This window comes from Pseudoalteromonas byunsanensis (genome assembly GCF_001854475.1).
GTDB lineage: Bacteria > Pseudomonadota > Gammaproteobacteria > Enterobacterales > Alteromonadaceae > Pseudoalteromonas > Pseudoalteromonas byunsanensis.
Genome location: NZ_MNAN01000033.1, coordinates 17095 through 37626, shown reverse-complemented (window position 1 = coordinate 37626; position 20532 = coordinate 17095). Strand labels below are relative to the sequence as shown.

The window sequence follows — 20532 nt, the reverse complement described above, 5'->3', positions numbered from 1 at the left end:
TTGCTGGTTAAAAACAAGGTATCATCGTCGGCCATATTAAAGACTGAGTCATTTGTTTATGACTCAGCTAATTGGCTAGGCTGTAAAGGAAGCATTGCATGTCGTTGTTACGTTGTATTTTGAGTTTGATACTGTATGCACTGAACACACTAGTATGGTTTGTCCCAATCTTTATCTTTGGTTTGATCAAACTATTACCCATCGCTGCGTTGCAAAAAGCATGTAGTTGGTTGGCAAAAGAGTGTGCGAGTTTTTGGGTCGCGGGTAACAACTTAAACCAAAAGTTATTATCTCCTTACAAGCTAAATGTTGAGGGCTTGAGCGAGCTTAAACGACGGGACTGGTATTTAGTCATTGCAAATCATCAAAGTTGGGTGGATATTTTGGTGATGCAACGAGTGCTACATCGTCAGATCCCCTTCTTAAACTTTTTCTTAAAAAAAGAATTGTTATATGTTCCATTTCTTGGCCTAGCTTGGTGGGCGTTGGATTTTCCATTTATGACGCGTACCAGCAAAAGTCAGTTGAAGAAGAATCCAAAGCTTAAAGGTAAAGATGTTGAAACCACGCGCAAAGCGTGTGAAAAGTTTAAAGCCATGCCTGTAAGCATTGTGAATTTTGTGGAAGGTACTCGTTATACACCTCAAAAGCACCGACGCCAAAACAGTCCGTTTAAACATTTACTTAAGCCTAAGGCCGGCGGTATTGCATTTGTTATGCAGGCAATGGGTGAGCAGTTAAGTAAAGTAGTGAATGTGACGATTCATTACCCTGATGGTATTCCTACATTTGTTGATTTTGTAAGCGGTCGTGTAAAACAAATAGATGTGCATGTGGAAGTATTACCGGTGAGTGAGAACTTGATTGGTGACTATAGTAATGACAATGACTTTAGAGTACGTTTTCAGGCAGAACTGAATCAGTTGTGGAGCCAAAAAGACGAGCAGTTACAGCGGTTACGTAGCTAAGAATTAAACAAAGCGAGGTTGCTCAATGCTAAGAAGTGTTTTACCAAATTGGTTTTTTGGCTTATCTGCGACTTTGATACTGCTATTAAACACGTTGGTGTGTGGCGCCCTGGTATTTGTACTGGGTCTGGTTAAACTCGTTCTGCCAATCACGGCTGTGTCTGAGTTACTTCATCTGGCATATGGACTTTGGTGTCAGGGCAATAGATTAGCGTTGAAGGTCGGTTGTGAGCAGGTTAATGTGAATACACCACCACAGGTCAGGCACCAAGGTTGGTACTTGTTGGTGGCAAATCACATCAGTTGGCTAGACATCGTGGTTCTTAGTGCCAATCAGGCTTTACCTGCTCCCAAGTTTTTTCTAAAAGATGAACTGAAATATGTGCCATTTATTGGTACTGGGGCGTGGGCGATGGGGATGCCGTTTATGAAACGCGCAAGTAGAGCTCAGGTGGCAAAAAATCCAAAGCTTAAGGGACTTGATGTTGCACGTACCAAACATAGTTGCCGTAACTTTCGTCAGCATCCAACCACGGTCATTAACTTTGCTGAGGGAACGAGATTTACCAAGGTAAAACAACACAAACAGCAAAGTACGTTTAACCATTTATTAAAACCCAAGGCCGGCGGTACGGCATTTGCGCTTGAGGTACTAGGTGAGCAACTGGATGGGTTATTGAATACCACCATAATGTACGAGTCTAAGAATGAACACATATGCCGCAGCTTTATGCTGGGGCAGCTGCAAAGTGTTCATGTCGATATTGCATTGATAGACATCGCCACTGTTCCACAAGGTTGCTATCAACAAGATAAACAATACCGTGTCCTGTTCCAAAATTATCTAAATACGCTTTGGCAAAATAAAGATAAGCAACTCAGTCAGCTCTATTTACAATATGGGAAAAAGGGCACAGAGATTAACAAGGAAACGGCCCCCTTATGACTTTGGTTCATATTACCGACTTATTTGATACTTGGTTTGTAAGCATGCCACAAGACAGCCTGTTGAGTGCTATTACAGCCAACAGCATGGGTATTGTTGCGCTACTAATACTTTACCTGTTTACTCGCAGGTTAGTGTTTCCTAGTATTCAGAAGGGGCTAACCAAAGTTTCTCCCACTCGCATTGGCCACTTAGCGTTAGAGCTCAATAAAGTTACTGGGCGGTTGGCAGCAATGCTGTGCTGCGTCGTTTTCCTAGCCTTTTACGATAAGGTTTTTGTGGCACCAGCTTGGTTAATGGGTATTTTATTGTCCGTGGGCCAAATTGTGTTGATCATCGTCACCGGCTTTTTATTTAGTGGCTTTGTGAATCTGGCCCATGCTATTTATAACCAGCTAAGATTTGCCAAAGATGTACCAATACAGGGCATTGTACAGGTTACTAAGCTGATGACTTTTATTGTCAGCAGCATCCTTATCATCAGTTTGATTCTCGATAAATCTCCAACCTATATTCTGTCTGGCTTCGGTGCCATCGCTGCGGTTACTTTACTCGTGTTTAAAGATACCATTTTGGGGCTGGTTGCCAGTATTCAAATAGCTGCCAACCGCTTGGTAAAAACGGGTGATTGGATCCAGGTCGATGCATTTGGCGCAGATGGTGAAGTTATCGACCTTGGCTTGAACACGGTACGCGTTCGGAACTGGGACAACACAGTCACGACTATCCCAACTTATATGCTGATCTCAGACTCGTTTAAAAATTGGCGTGCAATGCAAGAGTCTGCTGGACGGCGCATAAAGCGTGCGGTTCTCATTGATATGCATAGTATCAAAGTGCTTGAGCCGCAGGAAGTAGAAGCATTAAAGGGGGAGTTTAGCCAACTGAATGACATCGAATCTTGGCCAGATAAGACGACAAATCTAGGGTTGTTCCGCCGATATGCTGAGCAGTATTTGGCACAACACCGAGGCATTAATAAAGAGTGTGTCATGATGGTGCGGGAGCTTGCGCCGGCAAATTACGGCTTACCAATAGAGTTTTACTGCTTTAGTAGTAATAAAAAATGGGTAGCTTATGAGCATTTGCAGGCCGATATTCTCGATCACATGCTCGCGATTATGGGCACATTCCAGTTGCGCCCATATCAAAGCATCTCTGGTCAGCTATTACAGCAGCACCCCCACAATACTGAACAGTAGTAACATCATCCAAATAGGTGGTTTTAAATATTTAAAGACTACAAAACCACCTGTTACGATAACCATGTGTGTGATTGAGAAAACGGCAGATTGCCAGATAGGGCTATAAAGCGCTGCTGCTAGCAATCCAACAACTGCCGCATTTAATGCACAGGTCACACTGGCAAATCGAGGCAAAGTGCTTAATGACTGCCAATTGTTATGAAATGCCCACATTAAGAGTAAACCCGGTAAAAATATTGCAACAGTAGCTATCAAAGCAAACAGCCAAATATGTTCGCTTGCAATGGAGGCGCCCAAGTAAGTTGCGATACTGAACATGGGACCGGGAACAGCTTGTGCTGCGGCATAGGCGGTTAAAAAACTGTCTTGATCCAATTCAGGCACCGTATTTTGCAGTAGTGGCAGTACAACATGACCACCACCAAATACCAATGCGCCAGCTTGATAAAACTGTGCAAATAACTCATTTGGCAGGCCAAAAAATGTGATTATAAAGAGCAGACTAAAAACACTGAGTACGGGTAAGTTAACCCTGTTATTTGTCGTGTTAGTGCTATGCGCTGGAATGGGAGAGAAACGATATACACAGGCTACTGATGCAGCTGCCGCTAACACAAGCAATTGTGCGTACAAGGTGGGTAACAGCAGCAAAACCATAGTGCTAACAAAAGCGACAAGTTTAAGGGGGATGGTTTTACAAAAACTTTTTGCCATCGTTAAGACGGCGTCGGCGACTATCACAACAGCAAAGAGCTTAAGACCACTGATAACGCCTAGGAGTGAGCTTTCTAGTTGTGAAGCGGTCATGGCTAACAACAGCATGATTAAAAAAGAGGGTAAGGTAAAGCCTAAGAAGGCAGCGATACCCCCTAAAATTCCAGCTCGTTGAAGGCCGATTGCAAAGCCAACTTGACTAGAACCAGGGCCAGGTAATATTTGCGATAAACTGATCATCGCAGCATAGCGCTCATTAGAAAGCCAGCCCAAATTATCAACAAAGTGTTTTTTAAAAAAGCCTAAATGGGCTGCAGGGCCGCCAAAACTGGTACAGCCGAGTAGAAAAAATTGATAAAAAATACTCAGTGTCATAGTTTTCCTTATGGTACAGTTAACATTACATGCTGACATAATATTGTGACATTTTTATTGTTCACGGTCTGTAGCTTGGCTTTACTAAGCGCTATATACCATTTCTGTTATGCACAAGATTAGGTCGAAGTTAGAGGTGTGAGAATTTGCGACACTTGATATTGGCTTTTTATTTTCTGGGAATGTGCGCGATGTGTAGTGCGAGCGCGGAGCACCAGATGATCCATGTTGCAGTTGATCATGCGCCACCTTATAGCAAAGTAGGTAGTGATGGCGATTCCTCGGGTCTGATCTTAGATATTACTCGGGCCGCAGTTGCTGACAAATATCATATCCGGCCTGTTCCTTGTCCACTATCAAGATGTATACGCATGCTAGAGCAAGGGGATGTAGATATTGTGGGCGGGCTTATAAAAACACCTCAGCGTGAAGCTAACATGGTTTTTGTTGAACCACCCTATATGGCTTTGTCATCTTCATTTGTTTTCTATGCCAAAAAAGGTAGCAATATGACCGTTAATCGTTTTGAAGACCTCTACGATAAACGTATTGCTGTGATGCGTGGTGCAGCATTTTTTGAGCGCTTTGATAAAGATTCGAAATTATCAAAAGTTGAAGTGACTTCAGAGCAGGTGGCTTTTGATTTGGTGCTCAAAGATCGAGTAGATTTGGCCATTGCTGTGGAAGATACTGCCGAAGTCGCCATGAAAGTGCTCAAACAACCAATCTCTCAGCTTGAAAAAATGGATTATCGCTTTACTAATGTAATATACGGTTATATGGCGATAAGCAAAGATTTTGCGCAAAGTGAAGCAGCTCAACATTTGCGCGATGCCATAATGGAAATGGCGAAAAGTAAACAGTTAGATAAAATTATCACTCCATATGCGCTTCCTCCCATCCCTGAACATCTGCTGCAATAATCTACTAAAGTTAATCTCACATTCACCAAATGGTCGTTAGCCTAAACGGAAAATCATTTGGAGAAGATCATGACGTTAAGCACGCAAGGGCTCGTTGTCGCAACCTTAGGTTTCGTACTACTATCAGGTTGTGAGATGACAAATACAGGTAAAGGTGCCGCAATTGGTGCTGCAACAGGCGCTGTACTAGGAAAAGCGACTGGTAATCACAAAGATAAGCGTATTTTTATTGGAGCTGCCATTGGTGCAGTTGCCGGTGCTGCAATTGGTGATTATATGGACAAGCAAGAAGCTGCGTTTCGCAAAGAGTTAGCAGGCTCTGGTGTCGAAGTGATCCGAGAAGGTGACAATATGAGGCTAGTGATGCCAAGTAACATTACCTTTGCCTCTAATCAGGCCAGTATTTCTCCTAGCTTTTACAATACGTTAGACGCCATTACTAAAGTAATGAATAAATACGAAAAAACATTCCTCAATATTGTTGGTCATACAGACAGTACGGGAACAAGTGCATTGAATCAGCAGTTGAGTGAACAGCGAGCCAACAGTGTTAAAAACTACCTATTGGGTCAGGAGGTACTCGCTGCAAGGCTTCATACTCAAGGTATGGGTGAGTCACAACCCATTGCTAGTAATGATACCAAGCAAGGGCGATCGCAAAACCGTCGGGTAGAAATTCAAATCGTGCCAAATAAAGCATAAAAGCAGCGGTGCCTATGCACCGCCTCTTATTATTTAGAGTAGGCCAACTGTAGTGCGAGCTGTTGTATCGCGTACATCGCTTCCTCATGTGCTTGATGATCGTCATCGCCATTACTTAACAATACAACGCCCGTGTTGTGTTTTAAGTCGCCAATAAGCTGTGACATTACACCGGGATCCGACCCATCATGGTGAATAATGTCACCATCTAGCTCCCAGAAATAACCGATGTCTCGACTTGGTGTCGGTGTGTCGGTTTGTGGGCTCAACATTGTTAATACAGTATCTTCCAAAAGAGCCTGCTGTTGGTCGATTTTTCCTTGGTTCATGCTGGCAATAAGAAAACGAGCCAAATCGTTCACTGTCGAGATAGCAGAGCCATCTGCATAAGTAATGGCACCATAATCTGGCATCGGCATCAAAGTATTGTCTTTTTCCAAGAAAACGAAGCGCGTGGCTACATTATCCGCTGTTGGACCTACTCCCCAATGACTATCATGCATTGACAGTGGCTCAAACACATAGCTCTGTACTAACTCAACAAATGGTGTGTGTAGTTTTTGTTCTAGGGCGAAAGCTGCAAGCGCCGTGGCTATATTGGAGTACACATAAACATCGCCCGTTCCATAACCGTATTGAGCGGTGAAGTTCTGCTGTTGATAAGTGCTACCAGAGTGAGTCAAATAGTTAGACAAATAGGTACCAATGTCAGGGTTTATTTGCTCGTCACATATATCTTTTCCCAACAGAGCGTTATTAACACTTTGCATCGTTTCATGCAGGTAATACGCACACGTATACGTCGACAACTCATCGATGATGCCACTTGTATGGGTGATCAAATGCCTAAAAGTGATAGGGGTTTCAAGCGCTGATGTTGCGTTTATCGCAAAGGGCAGCAGGGGGGCAATTGGCTCATCGACGGAAGTTTCTCCTGTGCTAACAGCGTGGGCTAAGGTTGCCCCCACCAAAGTTTTACTCACAGAAGCAAGATAGAAAGGTGTATCAGCATGCACTGGCGCACCCTGCACATTGGCCATTCCAAAACCCTGACTATAGGTCATTTTACCATTTTGAACGATGGCAACGGCAAGACCAGGTAAGCCACTTTGCGAGATAAGATCCGTAACCTGGCTCTCAAAGCTAGTAACACTGATGCTCGAATAGGTTTGTTTGCCCAATGCAGCAAGGGCGTAGTCATAGCTTGCAAAATGCTGGAGCTCTCCTGAAAGGTTTGAAAATGCGGGAACCTCCACATCCGGTTGTAACCCGATTGCTTCGAAGCTTTTGCCAGCAGCATTACGATATACTTCATTTGATAAGCCAATTTCCCAACCGTTAGGTAACGTAAACCGAAGGACATCTGAAAATGCTCCTGAGGTCTCTTCACCGACGTGTATGACTTGTGGCAATTGCTTCATCATCATTGCAAATACTTCGCCTGCACTGACCGTAATTTGGCTAGTTAACAAGTAAACTGGTTTAAGGTAAGGGTGTTTGACTGTGGCTAATACATGATGAGATTGAGGACCCAAGCCCGCGCGGTTATTAGCGCGCTTATGAAACGCGATACTTTCTTTTTCGTTGAAGTGCTTTGCAAATACTTTGGCTATGGCATCTTCACCGCCCAGATTATTGCGAATATCAATGATCATCCCATCTGTGTCTTTAAGTGCGAGCATAATACGCTCTATGTGCTGTTCAGCCGCGAGGAGATGCTGCTGCTCATTTGCACCAGGGGCGGTATGAAATTCAGCCATATTGTTGATGACCAAGATGCCAACGTTATCGTAGGTTTTGCCCCAAATCAGTGTTTTTGGTGAGTCGTCTGCAGGGAAGGTTTGTAAACTATCCGTAGTGATATAACTGATGGTTGTGTCTTCATATTCTTCCAGTATTGACTCGACCACATCCATGGTATCAACATCAAAGCCAAAGCGCAGATAAGATTTTGCCTGACCTTCGGCCGAGCGCAAAATAGGGCTGGGCTTAATAACATTGAACTCTTGTTCATCACTTTCTATGTACACATGCGCATCTTGCAGTGGCGCAACCATCTGGGCGAGTAGCTCAAACAACTCATCGTCAGCCATTGCATCATCAATCAGTGGCGCATAAGCTTGGTATTGTGCTTGCCAATCAAGTGCTCTGATGTCAAAAAAAGCATAATAGTCATTGAAGGTGTGCCAAAAGTATGTAAACACTTCACTGGGCTTGGTATTATTCTTGACCACAATGGGGTTGTTACATAAATCAGGTAATTTGTCAGCTGAACTGTATATCGAGATGTTCGTGTCGTCATTTACCTTAAGTGTGTCATCGACTCGTAAAACCTGTATGAAGTGTGAGTTTTTGGCTTGTTGATGGTTCTGCTTGCTAACTTGTATACAGCCTTGGCTATTTACTTGATACTGAGTTACATAGTCTTCATCTATTTCAACTACTTCACCGTAACTGGTTCTCAACCAGACTCCTTGTGCCTTTTGGAGCTCGGTGCGATTGTCATTATTGTCATTGCACGCGCTCAATAGTGTTGCAGCGGATATGGCGATGGCGAGGGTGGAGAGTTTACGATTCATGCTAAGCAGTCCTTCAGGAGTCTAATTTAAGTCTGCCAGCATAGAAGCTATTGAGTATAAAAACTGTCAGCAAGTGCGTTTAAAGTGTTGAAATGTAGAGAACTTAATTACATATTTCTACACTTTTAAGCTTGCTCAAAAAGCTTGTGAGTTTTTCCCGGGGTTAAAATTGCTAGGGGCGGCTTAACGAGTCAAACCTTAAGCGCCCACAACACAATGAATCGCTATTGAAAAAAGCAAGACGGTCTTGCTTTATAACATCCTTCATGTGGTATAGCAGCACTAAAGCGACTTAAAAAACCTGACAGACGTCACTGGCTTTGCAAGTGATCACACTGACGTTTTGATATCCTAATCGAGTAAGTTGCTCTGCTGCAAAAGCTGCACGACCACCTGCTGCGCAATGTACATAAATTGGTCGTTGTGCATCTTTTTCTATTTCAGGCAATTTAAACTCAAGTAAGCCTCGAGGAATATTGATTGCGCCACTGGCTGATTGCGCTTCATACTCAGCGGGTTCCCGCACATCAATTAATAGTCCATCATTTTGATCGATTTCTATTTTAGCTTGCTGTGCACTAATGCAGCGTTGATTCGGTTTGACCGTTTTTAATACATCTTGAACTGCCGTAAGCATGTAATTACTCCTTAACGCCTAAGTTTTTTAGTAAGGTGATCATTGGGCACCAGTTACTAAAAGCGGATTGTATTAAGTTAGCACTAATGAACACACTTAACCAAACCCAATTGCTGTGTACAAAGTAACTCAGTGCTATAGATAGCAACAACATTGTACCCGCAATCAGTCTAAGCATCGCTTCTAATCTCATCATCATTACTCCAATTATATTAGAACTTCCTAATATTAGACATTGCTAATATATCTGTCTATACTTTACCCGTTTTATTTTTTTAAGTGATTGTTATGGATTTTGAAGCAATGGCGCACAACGCGCTTCAGGCGGAAACGTTGTTAAAGCTAATGGCCAATAAAAACCGGCTAATGATTTTATGTAGTCTAATGGACGACGAACTGAGTGTGAGTGCGCTCAATGAAAGTGTGCCGCTGACGCAGTCTGCTTTATCTCAACATCTGGCGAGCCTAAGAAAAGCAAATGTGGTAGCGACTCGCCGAGAAGGCCAAACGATTTACTATCGAGTGATAGATAATAAAGTGAAAGCCGTATTGCAGCAGCTTTACCAACTGTTTTGCGCGTCTTAGGAAAGAGTAAAATGACACTTTTTGATAGGACAATGACAGCGAGTCTTGCAGGAAGGCTGCCTGTATTTATGCTCTTCATAGCCTTGATTATGGGTCTGTTTGCTATGCAGTTCACGGCTCGAGAAGAAGAGCCGCAGATTGTTGTGCCGATGTTGGATATTCAGGTCAATACCCCCAATTTAAGTGGGCCTGAAGTTGTACGCTTAGTAACTGAACCTTTGGAAAAGCTATTGTTACAAATTCCCGGGGTGGAACATGTTTATTCCACCACAGATACGGGTGGCACGGTAGCGACATTGCGCTTTCATGTGGGGCAAAACAGAGAGCAGGCCATTTTAAACACCTACACCAAGCTGTATGCAAATCAACATAACATGGCTCAAGTGATAAAAGATTGGCAAATTCAGCCTGTCGAAGTGGATGATGTGCCTATCATGATGCTGGGCTTATACAGTCAATCCACTGATCGTTACAGTGATTATGAATTAACTCGCTTTGCTCAAGAGCTTTCAACGCAATTGCAAAAACTACCAAACACAAGTGAAGTGAAAGTGATTGCTGGGCGCAAACGACAAGTACAGGTACTGTTGGATGCGACAGCGCTTGCTGCACACCAGACTACACCTTTGGATGTACTAATGGCATTGCAGGTTAGTAATCAGTTACAGCAGGTGGGATCAATGGTAAATGGTCAGCAGCTGATAGCGTTGCAATCAGGGGATGTGCTGCGCAGTGCCGAGCAGGTATCGAAACTGACAGTTAACGTCCTTAATGGTCAACAAGTATTGCTCAAAGATGTAGCAAAGGTAATGGATGGTCCTAGTGAACCCCAAGCCTATCAATGGTTAGCAATTGATGGACAACATCAAAGTTTGCCTTTAGTCACTCTCAGTGTTGCTAAGCAGCGAGGAAGCAATGCGGTGGTGGTTGCTGAGCAAAGTTTGGCGCTCATAGAGACATTAAAGACACAGTTATTACCCGCCGACATTGGTGTAAAAGTATTGAGAAATTATGGTGATACTGCAAATGAAAAGGTGAATGACCTGATAGCTAGCCTAGGCTTTGCGGTATTGACGGTGGTTATTTTTGTCGGCGTATTTTTGGGGTGGCGACCTGCTATTGTGGTTGGCCTTGCTGTGCCCATTTGTTATGGGCTTACATTGGGATTAGATTTTGCCTTTGGTTATACCATTAACAGAGTAACCCTATTTGCTTTAATTCTGTCACTTGGCTTGCTGGTAGATGACCCTATTACGGGCGTCGAAAATATCAGTCGTTTTTTGTCGATGGGGAAAAAAACTTCGCAAAAACACACTGACAAGCAAGTGGTAGCGGCCATGTCCGAGATCAAAGTGGCTTTGTTAATGTCGACGCTAACTATTAGTGTCGCATTTTTACCTCTGGCTTATATCACTGGCATGATGGGGCCTTATATGGCACCGATGGCCTTTAACGTGCCTGTTAGTGTGATAGCGTCCACTTTGGTTGCCTTTTTAATAACCCCTTGGTTGGCTAAAAAATTGCTACATGGTCATCCGCTCAAAGAGCCGAAAATATCACAAAAAACTTCTGCGTATAGTCGAATATTATCGCCGATGTTTGTTAAACCGTGGCGAGTTAAGGCGGTATTATGGACAACACTTGCTCTATTTGTGATAAGTGTTAGCTTACCCTTGTTTCGAGCCGTGCCACTTAAGTTACTGCCTTTTGACAATAAAAATGAAGTGCAGGTGTTAATTGAGTTGCCTGAGGGCAGCACGTTAGAGCAAACCGCAAAATTGACTCGCCTAGTGCAGCATGAAGTTTGGCAACAGCGAGAAGTGATAAGCATAGCCGCCTATGTTGGTAAGCCATCAAGTATGGACTTCAATGGTATGGTACGGGGCTACTATCGTCGTGAAGCGCCTCACCTTGCCGACTTAAGAGTCTTGCTGTTGGATAAGACACAGCGCTCTCATCAGTCACATGGTGTGGTATTGCGGTTGCGTCAGGCATTGAAAGCCTTCAATAACAATGGCGTAAAAGTTAAAGTTGTTGAAGTTCCCCCAGGACCTCCGGTGCTAAGCACGCTGGTGGCTCAGGTTTATGCTGAGCCATTTGTATCAGCACAAACACATCAACAAGCGGCGCTATCGTTAATGGCACGTCTAACTCAAGAGCCACATGTAGTTGAAGTAGATAGCTCGATTGCTGCAACCACACAGCTTTCAAGGTTTATTGTTGATAAGGGAAAGGCTGCACTATCAGGCATCAGCACAGATGATATAAATCAATCATTACGTATTGCGAACGGTGGTTTAGAAGCTGGGCTGTTGTATCTATCTCACGAGTCAGAACCCGTCACCATTAACTTACGTTTGCCATATGAGGTCAGAAACCAGCAGTCAAATTTGGATGCGCTACAAGTTAGAGGGCAAAGAGCACTCAGCAAAGTTGGCAGTGAATATGGCCTTGAAAGCGCGACTCGGCCACTTGTTGCGTTGTCAGAGCTTGGGCGTTGGCAAACTTTTGAAGCTCCTCAGCCAATCATCCGTAAAGACCTACGAAATGTGATTTACGTCACCGCGGAGCTCAACGGCCGCACGCCAGCGGAGGTCATAGCTGATGTGGTTGCAGATGAGCAAGGTGATGGTGCTGTGCAAACGCATTGGTCACAGCGAAGCTATCTAAACAACGGGGCAGGGCTGGTATGGCAGCTGCCCGAAGGCACCAGTTATAGCTTTAGTGGAGAGGGAGAGTGGCGTATTACCGTTGATGTATTTCGGGATATGGGCATAGCGTTTGCGTTTGCCTTATCAGCAATATTTGTCATTTTACGCTGGCAAACCGCATCTAGTGCGCTTGCTTTGATCATTATGTCTGCCATTCCGCTGACCATGATAGGGATCATGCCAGGGTTTTGGTTACTGAACCAATTTGGTGAGCGTGAAATAGCGGGGGCACCTGACCCCGTATTGTTCACCGCAACAGCGATGATAGGGATGATTGCACTGGCGGGGATTGTGGTGCGCAACTCGCTTATATTAGTTGAGTTTATTAATCAAGCGAGGGCACGAGGAGTGGCCTTAAAGCAAGCACTGATCCAAGCCGGAGAAGTGCGCATGCGCCCAGTATTGTTAACAGCAGGAACTACCTTGCTGGGTAATTTGGTGATCATTCTCGACCCTGTTTTCAGTGGTCTAGCACTGGCAATCATTTTTGGCATTATCGCATCAACCATTTTTTCTATGCTGGTAGTGCCGCTGGTTTACTTTTTGGTTTTTAAAAATACAGAAGGCGATAGTTATGTCACTGATAAGTAATAAGGTTAGTAGGGCTATATTACCAGCATCAGCGCTCATTGGGCTGTTGGTCATCGTGGCGTATATGGCGGGCATGTTTGATGAGGTGGTTACTGCTGGCACTAAACCTATACCTCAAGCTTATCAGGGCGAAGAATATGTGGTGAGCGAAAGCGCTGTGGTTCATCATGAAGTGGTCAACGCTAATGTGACAGCAAAGGTGAATACCTTAGTTGCTAGTCGATTGTTAGCACAGCTGAAGAGTTTGAATGTGCGAGCTGGGCAGAGTGTAAGCGCCGGTGAATTATTAGCCGAGATTGATGATGCGGATTTGCAGGCACGAGCTTCGCAAGTAAAGGCGCAACAAGATGCACTAGCCGTTCAATTAAAGCAGGCAAGAAAACAGTTAGAGCGTAGTGAAACGTTGCAAAGCCAGGGCTTGGTTGCCGTTAATGTGGTCGATGAATGGCGCGCTAAGGTCAATGAACTTCAAGCGCAGCATCAGGCTTTAGCACAACAGCTAGAAGGTGCTCTTGTAGCTTTGAGTGATACCCAAATTTTAGCGCCCATAGATGGCACGGTGGTGGAACGTTTACAAGAACCTGGTGCTATGTTGACTCCTGGAACACCGATAGTTGCTTTGTATAACCCAGCGCAATTGCAAGTTACCGCTGCGGTGCGTGAACAGCAGGCGAGTCATTTACAGTTAAGCGAAAAGCTGAAAATTCACATACCAGCCAGCGGTATGACGCAGTATGCTACTGTGAGTGAGATTGTCCCCGTTGCTGATAGTAATGCTCGGCGGTTTATGGTGAAGCTGGATATCGAGCTGGCGAATAATGTGAAGCCAGGCATGTATGCGCAGCTATATTTACCTGAAAAACCTCGAATGCATGTTTTAATTCCCCGACAGTTGATAAAGCGCTATGGGCAACTGACCATGGTCGAGGTGGTTGAGCAGAGGCAATTACACAAACGCTTCATTCGTTTAGGGCAGGTGATTGATAATCAAGTTGAAGTACTCGCAGGGCTTGAAGCGGGTGAGATACTGGCGGTGCGCTGATCACCAGTACCTCTAAGGGGTTGTCCACTTATAGGAAAGTCGCTACCTCTTCGAATGATTTTTTCACTAGTGCGTGCTCAGGCACGGTGGCATCTTCAGCAGGGTAGCCTGCTATGAGCAGCATATAGGGGCGCTCGTTATCTTTGTCACGACCGCAAATGTCAGTTAAAAAGCTCATAGGCTTTGGTGTATGAGTTAAAGTGGCCAGTCCTGCATGATGTAATGCTTGGATAAGGAAGCCGGTTGCAATGCCTACGGACTCATGAACATAATAGTTGGTATTTTTGTCTTCACTATGGATACCGCCCTTCTTCTGGCTGAATATTGCAATCAACCAAGGTGCATGTTCTAGATACGGCTTGTCGGCATCGGTGCCAAGCGGTTTGAGCGCATCAAGCCACTCGTCACCCGCGCGGCCTTGATAGAAGGAGCGCTCTAGATCTTCTGCGGCTTCTCTGATTTTCTTCTTAACGTCTGTACTGTGAATTGCTACAAAATGCCAGGGTTGGTGGTTTGCACCACTTGGCGCACTGGCAGCTGCTTTTATACATGCCTCGATTATTTCTTTGGGTACGGGGCGATCGCTAAAGCTTCGAATGGTATGACGTCGTTGGTATTCACTCAAATTGTCTTCTGCCCGTTGCAGCATATCCTGTTGAGAGTATTCAATAAAGTCAGTGAGAGGGACGCTTTTGTGATTCTGCATAATGTTAGTCCATTGTCGTATTCGTTTGTTAGAGTTTTACTATTTTGTGTCAGTGTAGGTGCCCATCACTCTTGATGCGATAGTTAGGGCTAAGAGCATTGTTTAGTCTGTCAGTACTTAAAAATGTCGGTACCGCTAAGCAGAGTATGACTGACATCTGAAGGCGTCAACACGAGAATTGTTATAACTAAGAACTCATTGAGGAGGTATGAGTTTTCTTCATGTTGGTAACAGCAAAAAATATTAATGTTTACATTATTTGTTGTTCATCATTGTGAAATTTACCATGTTGTGAATGGTGCAAAGAACAGGGTAGGGTGGAACATAAATGAAATGCTTTATTAAACTTTGTTTAACAAAATGACATCCTGAGATATTTTATCTCAAGCCACCAATTGAAAGCTCTTCCGCCTTTAGATCCCGCAATTCAAAAAATTGAAATAACCCTGCAATGTTGATTACATGAAAAATTGTACTTTGGATTGATATTTCATTTTGGCTCGCCTAGCTTTTTCAATGTCGGCAAAAAATGTACCGACCCAATTTGTAAGTGGATTAGAACTTTACTTATATCAATATATTACATACTAAAAAGGAAGATAGTCATGGAAATCATTACGGAAGTAGTCAACACATTGGGTAACTTTGATGCACAGCTTTTTGATCCTCAGGCGCTAGACCCCGTGTTTGTTATCCCAATTATCATTATTGTTTCAAGCAATTAAGAATACAGCTGCCCCAACGTGAGTTGGGGCCCAATAGCAATACTGTTAAGGATAGTTTAATTGATAAGGATATCTGATGAATCACGATAATACATTTGATGATTTGAACTCGGTTCAAGCTGTATTGGAGATGCTAGCGGTGCAAACGGAGCACACGTTTTCACCTGATAAGAGTCGCTTGGTACTTAAGGACAGCCCATCACATAGATTGGTGCTATATAAGGGGCCCAGTTGCTTTGGGGCAACGCTATGTAACTCAGCACCGCATTCACTTTGTCTATTGCAAGGCTCCTTAAGGATCAAACAGGTCACACTAGAAGAAAAATTGATAAATAATGGCACAGCGAGTGTATTTAGAGCATGTAGCAAGGCAACTGTGAATGATCTCAATCCTGGCGATTCTATACAAGTCGACTATTTGCAGGCATTTGACTATCAGGCATCTAAAGATGCTTATTGGCTAGCTTTGTATGACAAAGACATAGTACATACGAAAAGCGTTAAACTTTGCGCTGTAACGCTTGAGCCGATCATCACTTCTTTGCTTTACCAAAATCATGCCCGCTTGTTTAATTTCATTGAAGTACTAGCTCGCTCAACCTGTGAAAAGAGTTTTCAAGCGTTATTGGTGCTTTCAGCCAGTCATATTGACGAACTTGCTTGGCGAGCGATCGAAGGCATATATCTAAGAGATAGATATAAAGCCTCCCAACTCGTTCGTGAATATCAGATATCTCATTGTTCTGAAGTGGTGCGTAATCGTGCAGACGCCTTATTGCCGTCGTTAGAGCTCATGGAGGCCTAGCATGACATATTCGTTTAAATTCGCGACAACTCATGCTATCTCGTTGCAAGAGTTTATTGAAAATGTAACGGCTAGTTATGAAGGGCCAGAAAGCTTAAATGAACACAATTTGCATCATTTAGCGATGCAATTGCAGTTACTGGCTAATAATAAGTACTTTCTAAGTCAGGTAGTAAGTGAGCACGTTTTGCAGCATGCTCTCGATGTTGAGACAGGCACTATGTACGGCAATGATTCATTTGTATTGCATGTCAATCGCTCACCATTTTTCCAAGTTAGAGTATGTTTTTGGCACCCTGATGGTGAGCAGAAGAGGCAAAATGACAAGATGAATGTCTACCAATGTCTACATGATCATAACTTTGGATTTCTGACGACCAATTACTATGGACCTGGATACACTTCACGCTTATATCAGTACCAACATAATCGTGAACTGGATGTGGACAGCGCCAGTGGCTTAAAGTTTTGTGGCATTCACCAGTTAAGCAAGCATGAAGTCATATATTACGAACCTTCAAAAGATGCTCACCTGCAGGTTGCACCAAGCGCATTCAGTATTTCATTAAATTTAATGTTTGAAACTAATACAAATAAACAGTTTATTTTTGACCCACGTACTGGCCGTATCATTGACACAGTTATCAGTAGTAGTGACAAAGCTCGGCAATTTATTAAGGAGCTGAGCGATGCGACTTAAGCATATATTGGTATTGATAGGTTTGTTGTATGTTGGCACCGGGTGTAGTGTGATCGGTAAAGTAAGCGAGGCTACTTTGGAAGCTGGTACCCTTGGTTGGAAGCTACAACCTATTTCCGTAAGAACAAGCTACCCTGAGTTTATTCAAAAAGTCTACTTTACGGCAGAGTTGTTTACTTCTGATGCAACAGACTGGGAGATTTATCTGGTTACTAAAAGGCCACTCGCAGAGCTGTCTAATAGTGCCTATATAGAGCTTTCCTACCAAAGAGAAGAGGAAATGGTTGAAGCGCAGTTTCCTCTTATATTGGTTTCGCAACACGTTGAAGATTCAACGATGGCTTATCGATATAAATATAAGTTAGCCAAACAAGCGCAAGATTTTTTTCGTGAAGGCATGCAATTGCGCCTGTCACGCAGAGCAAACACAATGCGCTTTAACTATCTTCAGCCATTATTTGATTCGTCTGCAGTACAACATGAAATAACACCATTGGATGCATATGTAGAATATGCTTTGCTGCCCGATTATGGTCCATTGAGTTTAGGGGAGTTCATGAGAAAGCTAGGCTTTCTCGATGATGATGACTGGGTGAAGTTTTGTTTAGACCCACACTATATCTACGATAAAACATCGGCCTGTGGAGATGTATCTATCAATGAGAAGAGTGACCCATCAAGCACTTTATAAAACAATGTTTTATATAATTCTCTGTGATAGTCATTATTACAAATTTGTTGGCATGTAGTGATTTCATTCATAGTTGACTGGTTTATTATATAGCTGTGAAGTTTAATCAAGCTGTATACGCTAGGTGGAGAAATTATGTATAGACATCAATGGGCAAATGGCAATGAGGTTGACTTGCCTACAGGGAAGGTAGTGTGTGTAGGACGCAACTACATTGCGCACGCACAAGAACTCAACAACCCCATCCCCTCAGTTCCTTTGATCTTTATTAAACCAACGACTGCCTACCAAGCATTTGAAGGCGAGGTTGTTTTAGATGCAGCTTTAGGAACACATCACTTCGAAGCTGAAATCGCGTTATTGGTTGGCAGGAAACTTGATAAACATTGCGCTTCACCGTTAGAAGGTATTGTCGGGGTTGGGCTGGCGCTGGATTTAACGCTACGTGATGAACAAGATAAACTCAAAAAGCTTGGTCATCCTTGGGAGCGTGCCAAGGCATACGATGGCAGCTGTCCTATCACTGCATTTTCTCCTGTTACCGCCGTTGAACAGTTACAAAACAATAAGATGCAATTTTGGCTTAACAACGAGCTAAAGCAAGTTGGCCACTCACAGATGATGATATTTGCATATGAAAAGCTGTTATTGGAGATCTGTCGATTTTGCACATTATTGCCTGGTGATGTTATTTTAACTGGTACCCCAAAGGGGGTGGGCAAACTGACAAATAATGCGAGCTTGCGTTTGCAACTTAATGATGAAAAGCCTTTTACGGCGCATGTAAGTATTCAGTAATAAAAATTTCAGTGACTAGTTACCATAGGAAAATAAATGAAAATTAAACCACTGGGCACGCCGTTTTCTGCGACCGCGTGTAAAGTATTGTTGTGTGGCGGCGGAGAGCTTGGCAAAGAAGTCGTCATTGAGTTTAAGCGTCTGGGCTGTGAAGTTGTGGTGCTGGATAGGTACGCCAATGCACCTGCTATGCAGGTAGCTGATCGAAGCTATGTGCTTTCAATGCTAGATGGTGAGCGCTTGGAAGCGGTTATTAAACAAGAGCAACCGGATTATATAGTGCCTGAAATTGAAGCAATTGCTACTGATAAGCTAGTCGCGCTTGAAGCGGAGGGGTTTACTGTTGTACCCAGCGCAAAAGCCGCACAATTGACGATGAATCGCGAAGGAATTCGACGTCTTGCAGCAGAAGAGCTGAATATTGCTACGTCTTCATATCGCTTTGTTGACACATTGGAAGACTTTAAACACGCTATTGCCGAAATTGGTATGCCGTGTGTTGTCAAACCGATCATGAGCTCATCAGGTAAAGGGCAGAGTGTGGTGAAGTCTGTGCAAGATGTTGAGTCAGCTTGGCTGTATGCACAAGAAGGTGGGCGCGCTGGGCAAGGGAGAGTGATCGTTGAAGGTTTTGTAGACTTTGATTATGAGATCACATTATTGACCATTCGTCATATTGATGGCACAAGCTTCTGTGAGCCGATAGGTCATAGACAAGAGAACGGTGACTATCAACAAAGTTGGCAGCCTCAGAAGATGAGCGAACTGGCCTTAACTCGCAGCCAAGAAATCGCTCGCAAAATAACAGAAGCACTTGGTGGTCGAGGTTTATTTGGCGTTGAGCTATTTGTTAAAGGTGATGACGTTTACTTTAGTGAGGTATCGCCAAGGCCTCATGATACCGGAATGGTGACTTTGATATCTCAAGATCTCAGTGAATTTGCGTTACATGTTCGAGCTATTCTGGGGCTGCCTATACCAAACATTCATTTTCATGGTCCATCAGCATCGAGTGTTATTCTTGTTTCAGGTCAGTCAGATCAGGTTCAATATGATGGACTTAAGTCTGCACTTTCGAGCATTAATACACAGGTACGCTTATTCGGAAAACCAGAGGTTGTTGGAACAAGACGCATGGGCGTGACATTGGCGCGCGCTGACTCGTCCGAACAGGCTGTTAACAAAGCAATGCAGGCGTCAGAATCGGTAGTTATTTCACTATGAGTAAGCAAAGACAAAGAGTTATCGGACCTTTAGTACAGGGGTTTTGGCGACTACTGGATTGGCAGTGGAGTGATCAACAGTGCTTAGGTTTTTTACAAGACTGTATTGAGTTGGGAATTTGCGATACGGACCATGCTGATATCTATGGTCAGTATGAATGTGAGGCCGCATTTGGTAGAGCATTGAAGTTGGCGCCTCATGTACGTGACGATATTAACATCATTACTAAATGTGGCATTCGTCCAGCATTGGCAAAAAAAGGGCTGGCGGGTAAGGCAAATCACTATGATGCTAGTAAAGCGCATATTATTGCCTCGGCACAGCAAAGTTTAAAGAATTTCAACACTGATAGGTTGGACGTGCTACTTATTCATCGTCCAGATTATTTGATGTTAGCCGACGAAGTTGCAGATGCTTTCACGACGCTTAAACAGCAAGGGGATGTGCTGCACTTTGGTGTCTCTAACTTCACGCCGTCGCAATTTTCATTGCTGCAGTCACGTTTAGACTTTCCTCTAGTTACTAATCAAATAGAGTGCTCTGTCTACGAAATGAAAGCGCTGGATGATGGGACTTTAGATCAGTGTCAGCAGCTGAACGTCTGTCCAATGATTTGGTCGCCTCTTGCAGGCGGTAGATTATTTTCTAAAGAAGATGAAAAAGCACAACGCTTGTTGAATGTATTAAATCAAGTTGCCGCAGAAGTAGGAGCATCATCGGTCGATCAGGTGGCTTATGCTTGGCTGCTTAAACTACCCAGTGCTCCATCTGTAGTGTTAGGCACAGGCAATAGTGAGCGAGTGAAAAGTGCAGTGGCAGCGCTGCGACTGACTTTGAACAAAGAGCAGTGGTATCGTATTTGGCAAGCATCAAAAGGGCACAGCGTGCCTTAGTAGGTAAACATG

At 43.7% G+C, this 20532-nt stretch carries 19 protein-coding genes; 14 read left to right on the top strand and 5 right to left on the bottom strand.

Annotation, left to right across the window (positions count from 1 at the left end):
- The first annotated feature begins 98 nt into the window (after positions 1-98).
- From BIW53_RS14115 to BIW53_RS14105, 3 genes are read left to right on the top strand one after another with little or no spacing between them, the layout of a single operon-like run.
- Positions 99-968, top strand: a complete 870-nt coding sequence (locus tag BIW53_RS14115; protein WP_070992658.1) for an acyltransferase — start codon at positions 99-101, stop codon at positions 966-968.
- Between the two features lie 25 nt (positions 969-993).
- Positions 994-1914 (top strand): acetyltransferase, encoded by a 921-nt coding sequence (locus BIW53_RS14110; RefSeq protein ID WP_070992657.1) that lies wholly within the window; start codon positions 994-996, stop codon positions 1912-1914.
- Positions 1911-3116 (top strand): mechanosensitive ion channel family protein, encoded by a 1206-nt coding sequence (locus BIW53_RS14105; protein ID WP_070992656.1) that lies wholly within the window; start codon positions 1911-1913, stop codon positions 3114-3116. The genes BIW53_RS14110 and BIW53_RS14105 overlap by 4 nt, the downstream gene beginning before the upstream one ends.
- On the opposite strand, the gene chrA is transcribed toward BIW53_RS14105, so the two are convergent.
- Positions 3084-4208, bottom strand: coding sequence for a chromate efflux transporter (gene chrA / locus BIW53_RS14100; RefSeq protein WP_070992655.1), 1125 nt, complete (start codon positions 4206-4208; stop codon positions 3084-3086). The two genes, BIW53_RS14105 and chrA, sit on opposite strands and share 33 nt — an antisense overlap.
- Before the next feature lie 191 nt (positions 4209-4399).
- Here chrA and BIW53_RS14095 point away from each other — a divergent pair, with 191 nt between their 5' ends.
- Both BIW53_RS14095 and BIW53_RS14090 read left to right on the top strand, forming a co-directional pair.
- Complete coding sequence (locus tag BIW53_RS14095) at positions 4400-5131, top strand: substrate-binding periplasmic protein (RefSeq protein ID WP_245699428.1); 732 nt, start codon at positions 4400-4402, stop codon at positions 5129-5131.
- Positions 5132-5200: 69 nt separating this feature from the next.
- Positions 5201-5833, top strand: a complete 633-nt coding sequence (locus BIW53_RS14090) for a YiaD family glycine zipper/OmpA-like lipoprotein (protein WP_084228171.1) — start codon at positions 5201-5203, stop codon at positions 5831-5833.
- A 29-nt stretch (positions 5834-5862) separates the two neighbouring features.
- On the opposite strand, the gene BIW53_RS14085 is transcribed toward BIW53_RS14090, so the two are convergent.
- The 3 genes from BIW53_RS14085 to BIW53_RS14075 all read right to left on the bottom strand — a co-directional run bounded on the left by BIW53_RS14085 (position 5863) and on the right by BIW53_RS14075 (position 9227).
- Positions 5863-8412, bottom strand: coding sequence for a serine hydrolase (locus tag BIW53_RS14085; RefSeq protein WP_070992652.1), 2550 nt, complete (start codon positions 8410-8412; stop codon positions 5863-5865).
- A gap of 292 nt (positions 8413-8704) precedes the next feature.
- Positions 8705-9049 carry a rhodanese-like domain-containing protein gene (locus tag BIW53_RS14080; RefSeq protein WP_070992651.1) on the bottom strand — a complete coding sequence of 115 codons (345 nt, stop codon included), beginning with the start codon at positions 9047-9049 and terminating at the stop codon, positions 8705-8707.
- Between the two features lie 4 nt (positions 9050-9053).
- The gene (locus tag BIW53_RS14075; protein ID WP_342671980.1) at positions 9054-9227 is read right to left on the bottom strand and encodes a YgaP family membrane protein; all 174 of its coding nucleotides are present in this window, start codon (positions 9225-9227) and stop codon (positions 9054-9056) included.
- A 110-nt stretch (positions 9228-9337) separates the two neighbouring features.
- Here BIW53_RS14075 and BIW53_RS14070 point away from each other — a divergent pair, with 110 nt between their 5' ends.
- The 3 genes from BIW53_RS14070 to BIW53_RS14060 are packed head-to-tail and all read left to right on the top strand — an operon-like array spanning position 9338 to position 13978.
- On the top strand, positions 9338-9634 hold the full coding sequence (locus tag BIW53_RS14070) for an ArsR/SmtB family transcription factor (protein WP_070992650.1): 297 nt from the start codon (positions 9338-9340) through the stop codon (positions 9632-9634).
- Between the two features lie 11 nt (positions 9635-9645).
- Entirely contained in the window at positions 9646-12936 is a 3291-nt protein-coding gene (locus tag BIW53_RS14065; protein ID WP_070992649.1) for an efflux RND transporter permease subunit, read from the top strand.
- On the top strand, positions 12920-13978 hold the full coding sequence (locus tag BIW53_RS14060; RefSeq protein WP_070992648.1) for an efflux RND transporter periplasmic adaptor subunit: 1059 nt from the start codon (positions 12920-12922) through the stop codon (positions 13976-13978). Before BIW53_RS14065 ends, BIW53_RS14060 begins: the two co-directional genes overlap by 17 nt.
- Before the next feature lie 28 nt (positions 13979-14006).
- On the opposite strand, the gene BIW53_RS14055 is transcribed toward BIW53_RS14060, so the two are convergent.
- Positions 14007-14684 carry a nitroreductase family protein gene (locus BIW53_RS14055; RefSeq protein WP_070992647.1) on the bottom strand — a complete coding sequence of 226 codons (678 nt, stop codon included), beginning with the start codon at positions 14682-14684 and terminating at the stop codon, positions 14007-14009.
- A gap of 801 nt (positions 14685-15485) precedes the next feature.
- Here BIW53_RS14055 and BIW53_RS14050 point away from each other — a divergent pair.
- The 6 genes from BIW53_RS14050 to BIW53_RS14025 all read left to right on the top strand — a co-directional run bounded on the left by BIW53_RS14050 (position 15486) and on the right by BIW53_RS14025 (position 20520).
- The gene (locus tag BIW53_RS14050; RefSeq protein ID WP_070992646.1) at positions 15486-16214 is read left to right on the top strand and encodes a hypothetical protein; all 729 of its coding nucleotides are present in this window, start codon (positions 15486-15488) and stop codon (positions 16212-16214) included.
- Between the two features lies 1 nt (position 16215).
- Positions 16216-16914: a hypothetical protein gene (locus BIW53_RS14045; protein WP_070992645.1), complete on the top strand. Its 699-nt coding sequence runs from the start codon at positions 16216-16218 to the stop codon at positions 16912-16914.
- Positions 16904-17605: a hypothetical protein gene (locus tag BIW53_RS14040; protein WP_070992644.1), complete on the top strand. Its 702-nt coding sequence runs from the start codon at positions 16904-16906 to the stop codon at positions 17603-17605. The genes BIW53_RS14045 and BIW53_RS14040 overlap by 11 nt, the downstream gene beginning before the upstream one ends.
- Before the next feature lie 135 nt (positions 17606-17740).
- Positions 17741-18403, top strand: coding sequence for a fumarylacetoacetate hydrolase family protein (locus BIW53_RS14035; RefSeq protein ID WP_070992643.1), 663 nt, complete (start codon positions 17741-17743; stop codon positions 18401-18403).
- Positions 18404-18439: 36 nt separating this feature from the next.
- Positions 18440-19627, top strand: a complete 1188-nt coding sequence (purT, locus tag BIW53_RS14030) for a formate-dependent phosphoribosylglycinamide formyltransferase (RefSeq protein ID WP_070992642.1) — start codon at positions 18440-18442, stop codon at positions 19625-19627.
- Positions 19624-20520 (top strand): aldo/keto reductase, encoded by an 897-nt coding sequence (locus tag BIW53_RS14025; protein WP_070992641.1) that lies wholly within the window; start codon positions 19624-19626, stop codon positions 20518-20520. Before purT ends, BIW53_RS14025 begins: the two co-directional genes overlap by 4 nt.
- Positions 20521-20532 lie beyond the last annotated feature (12 nt).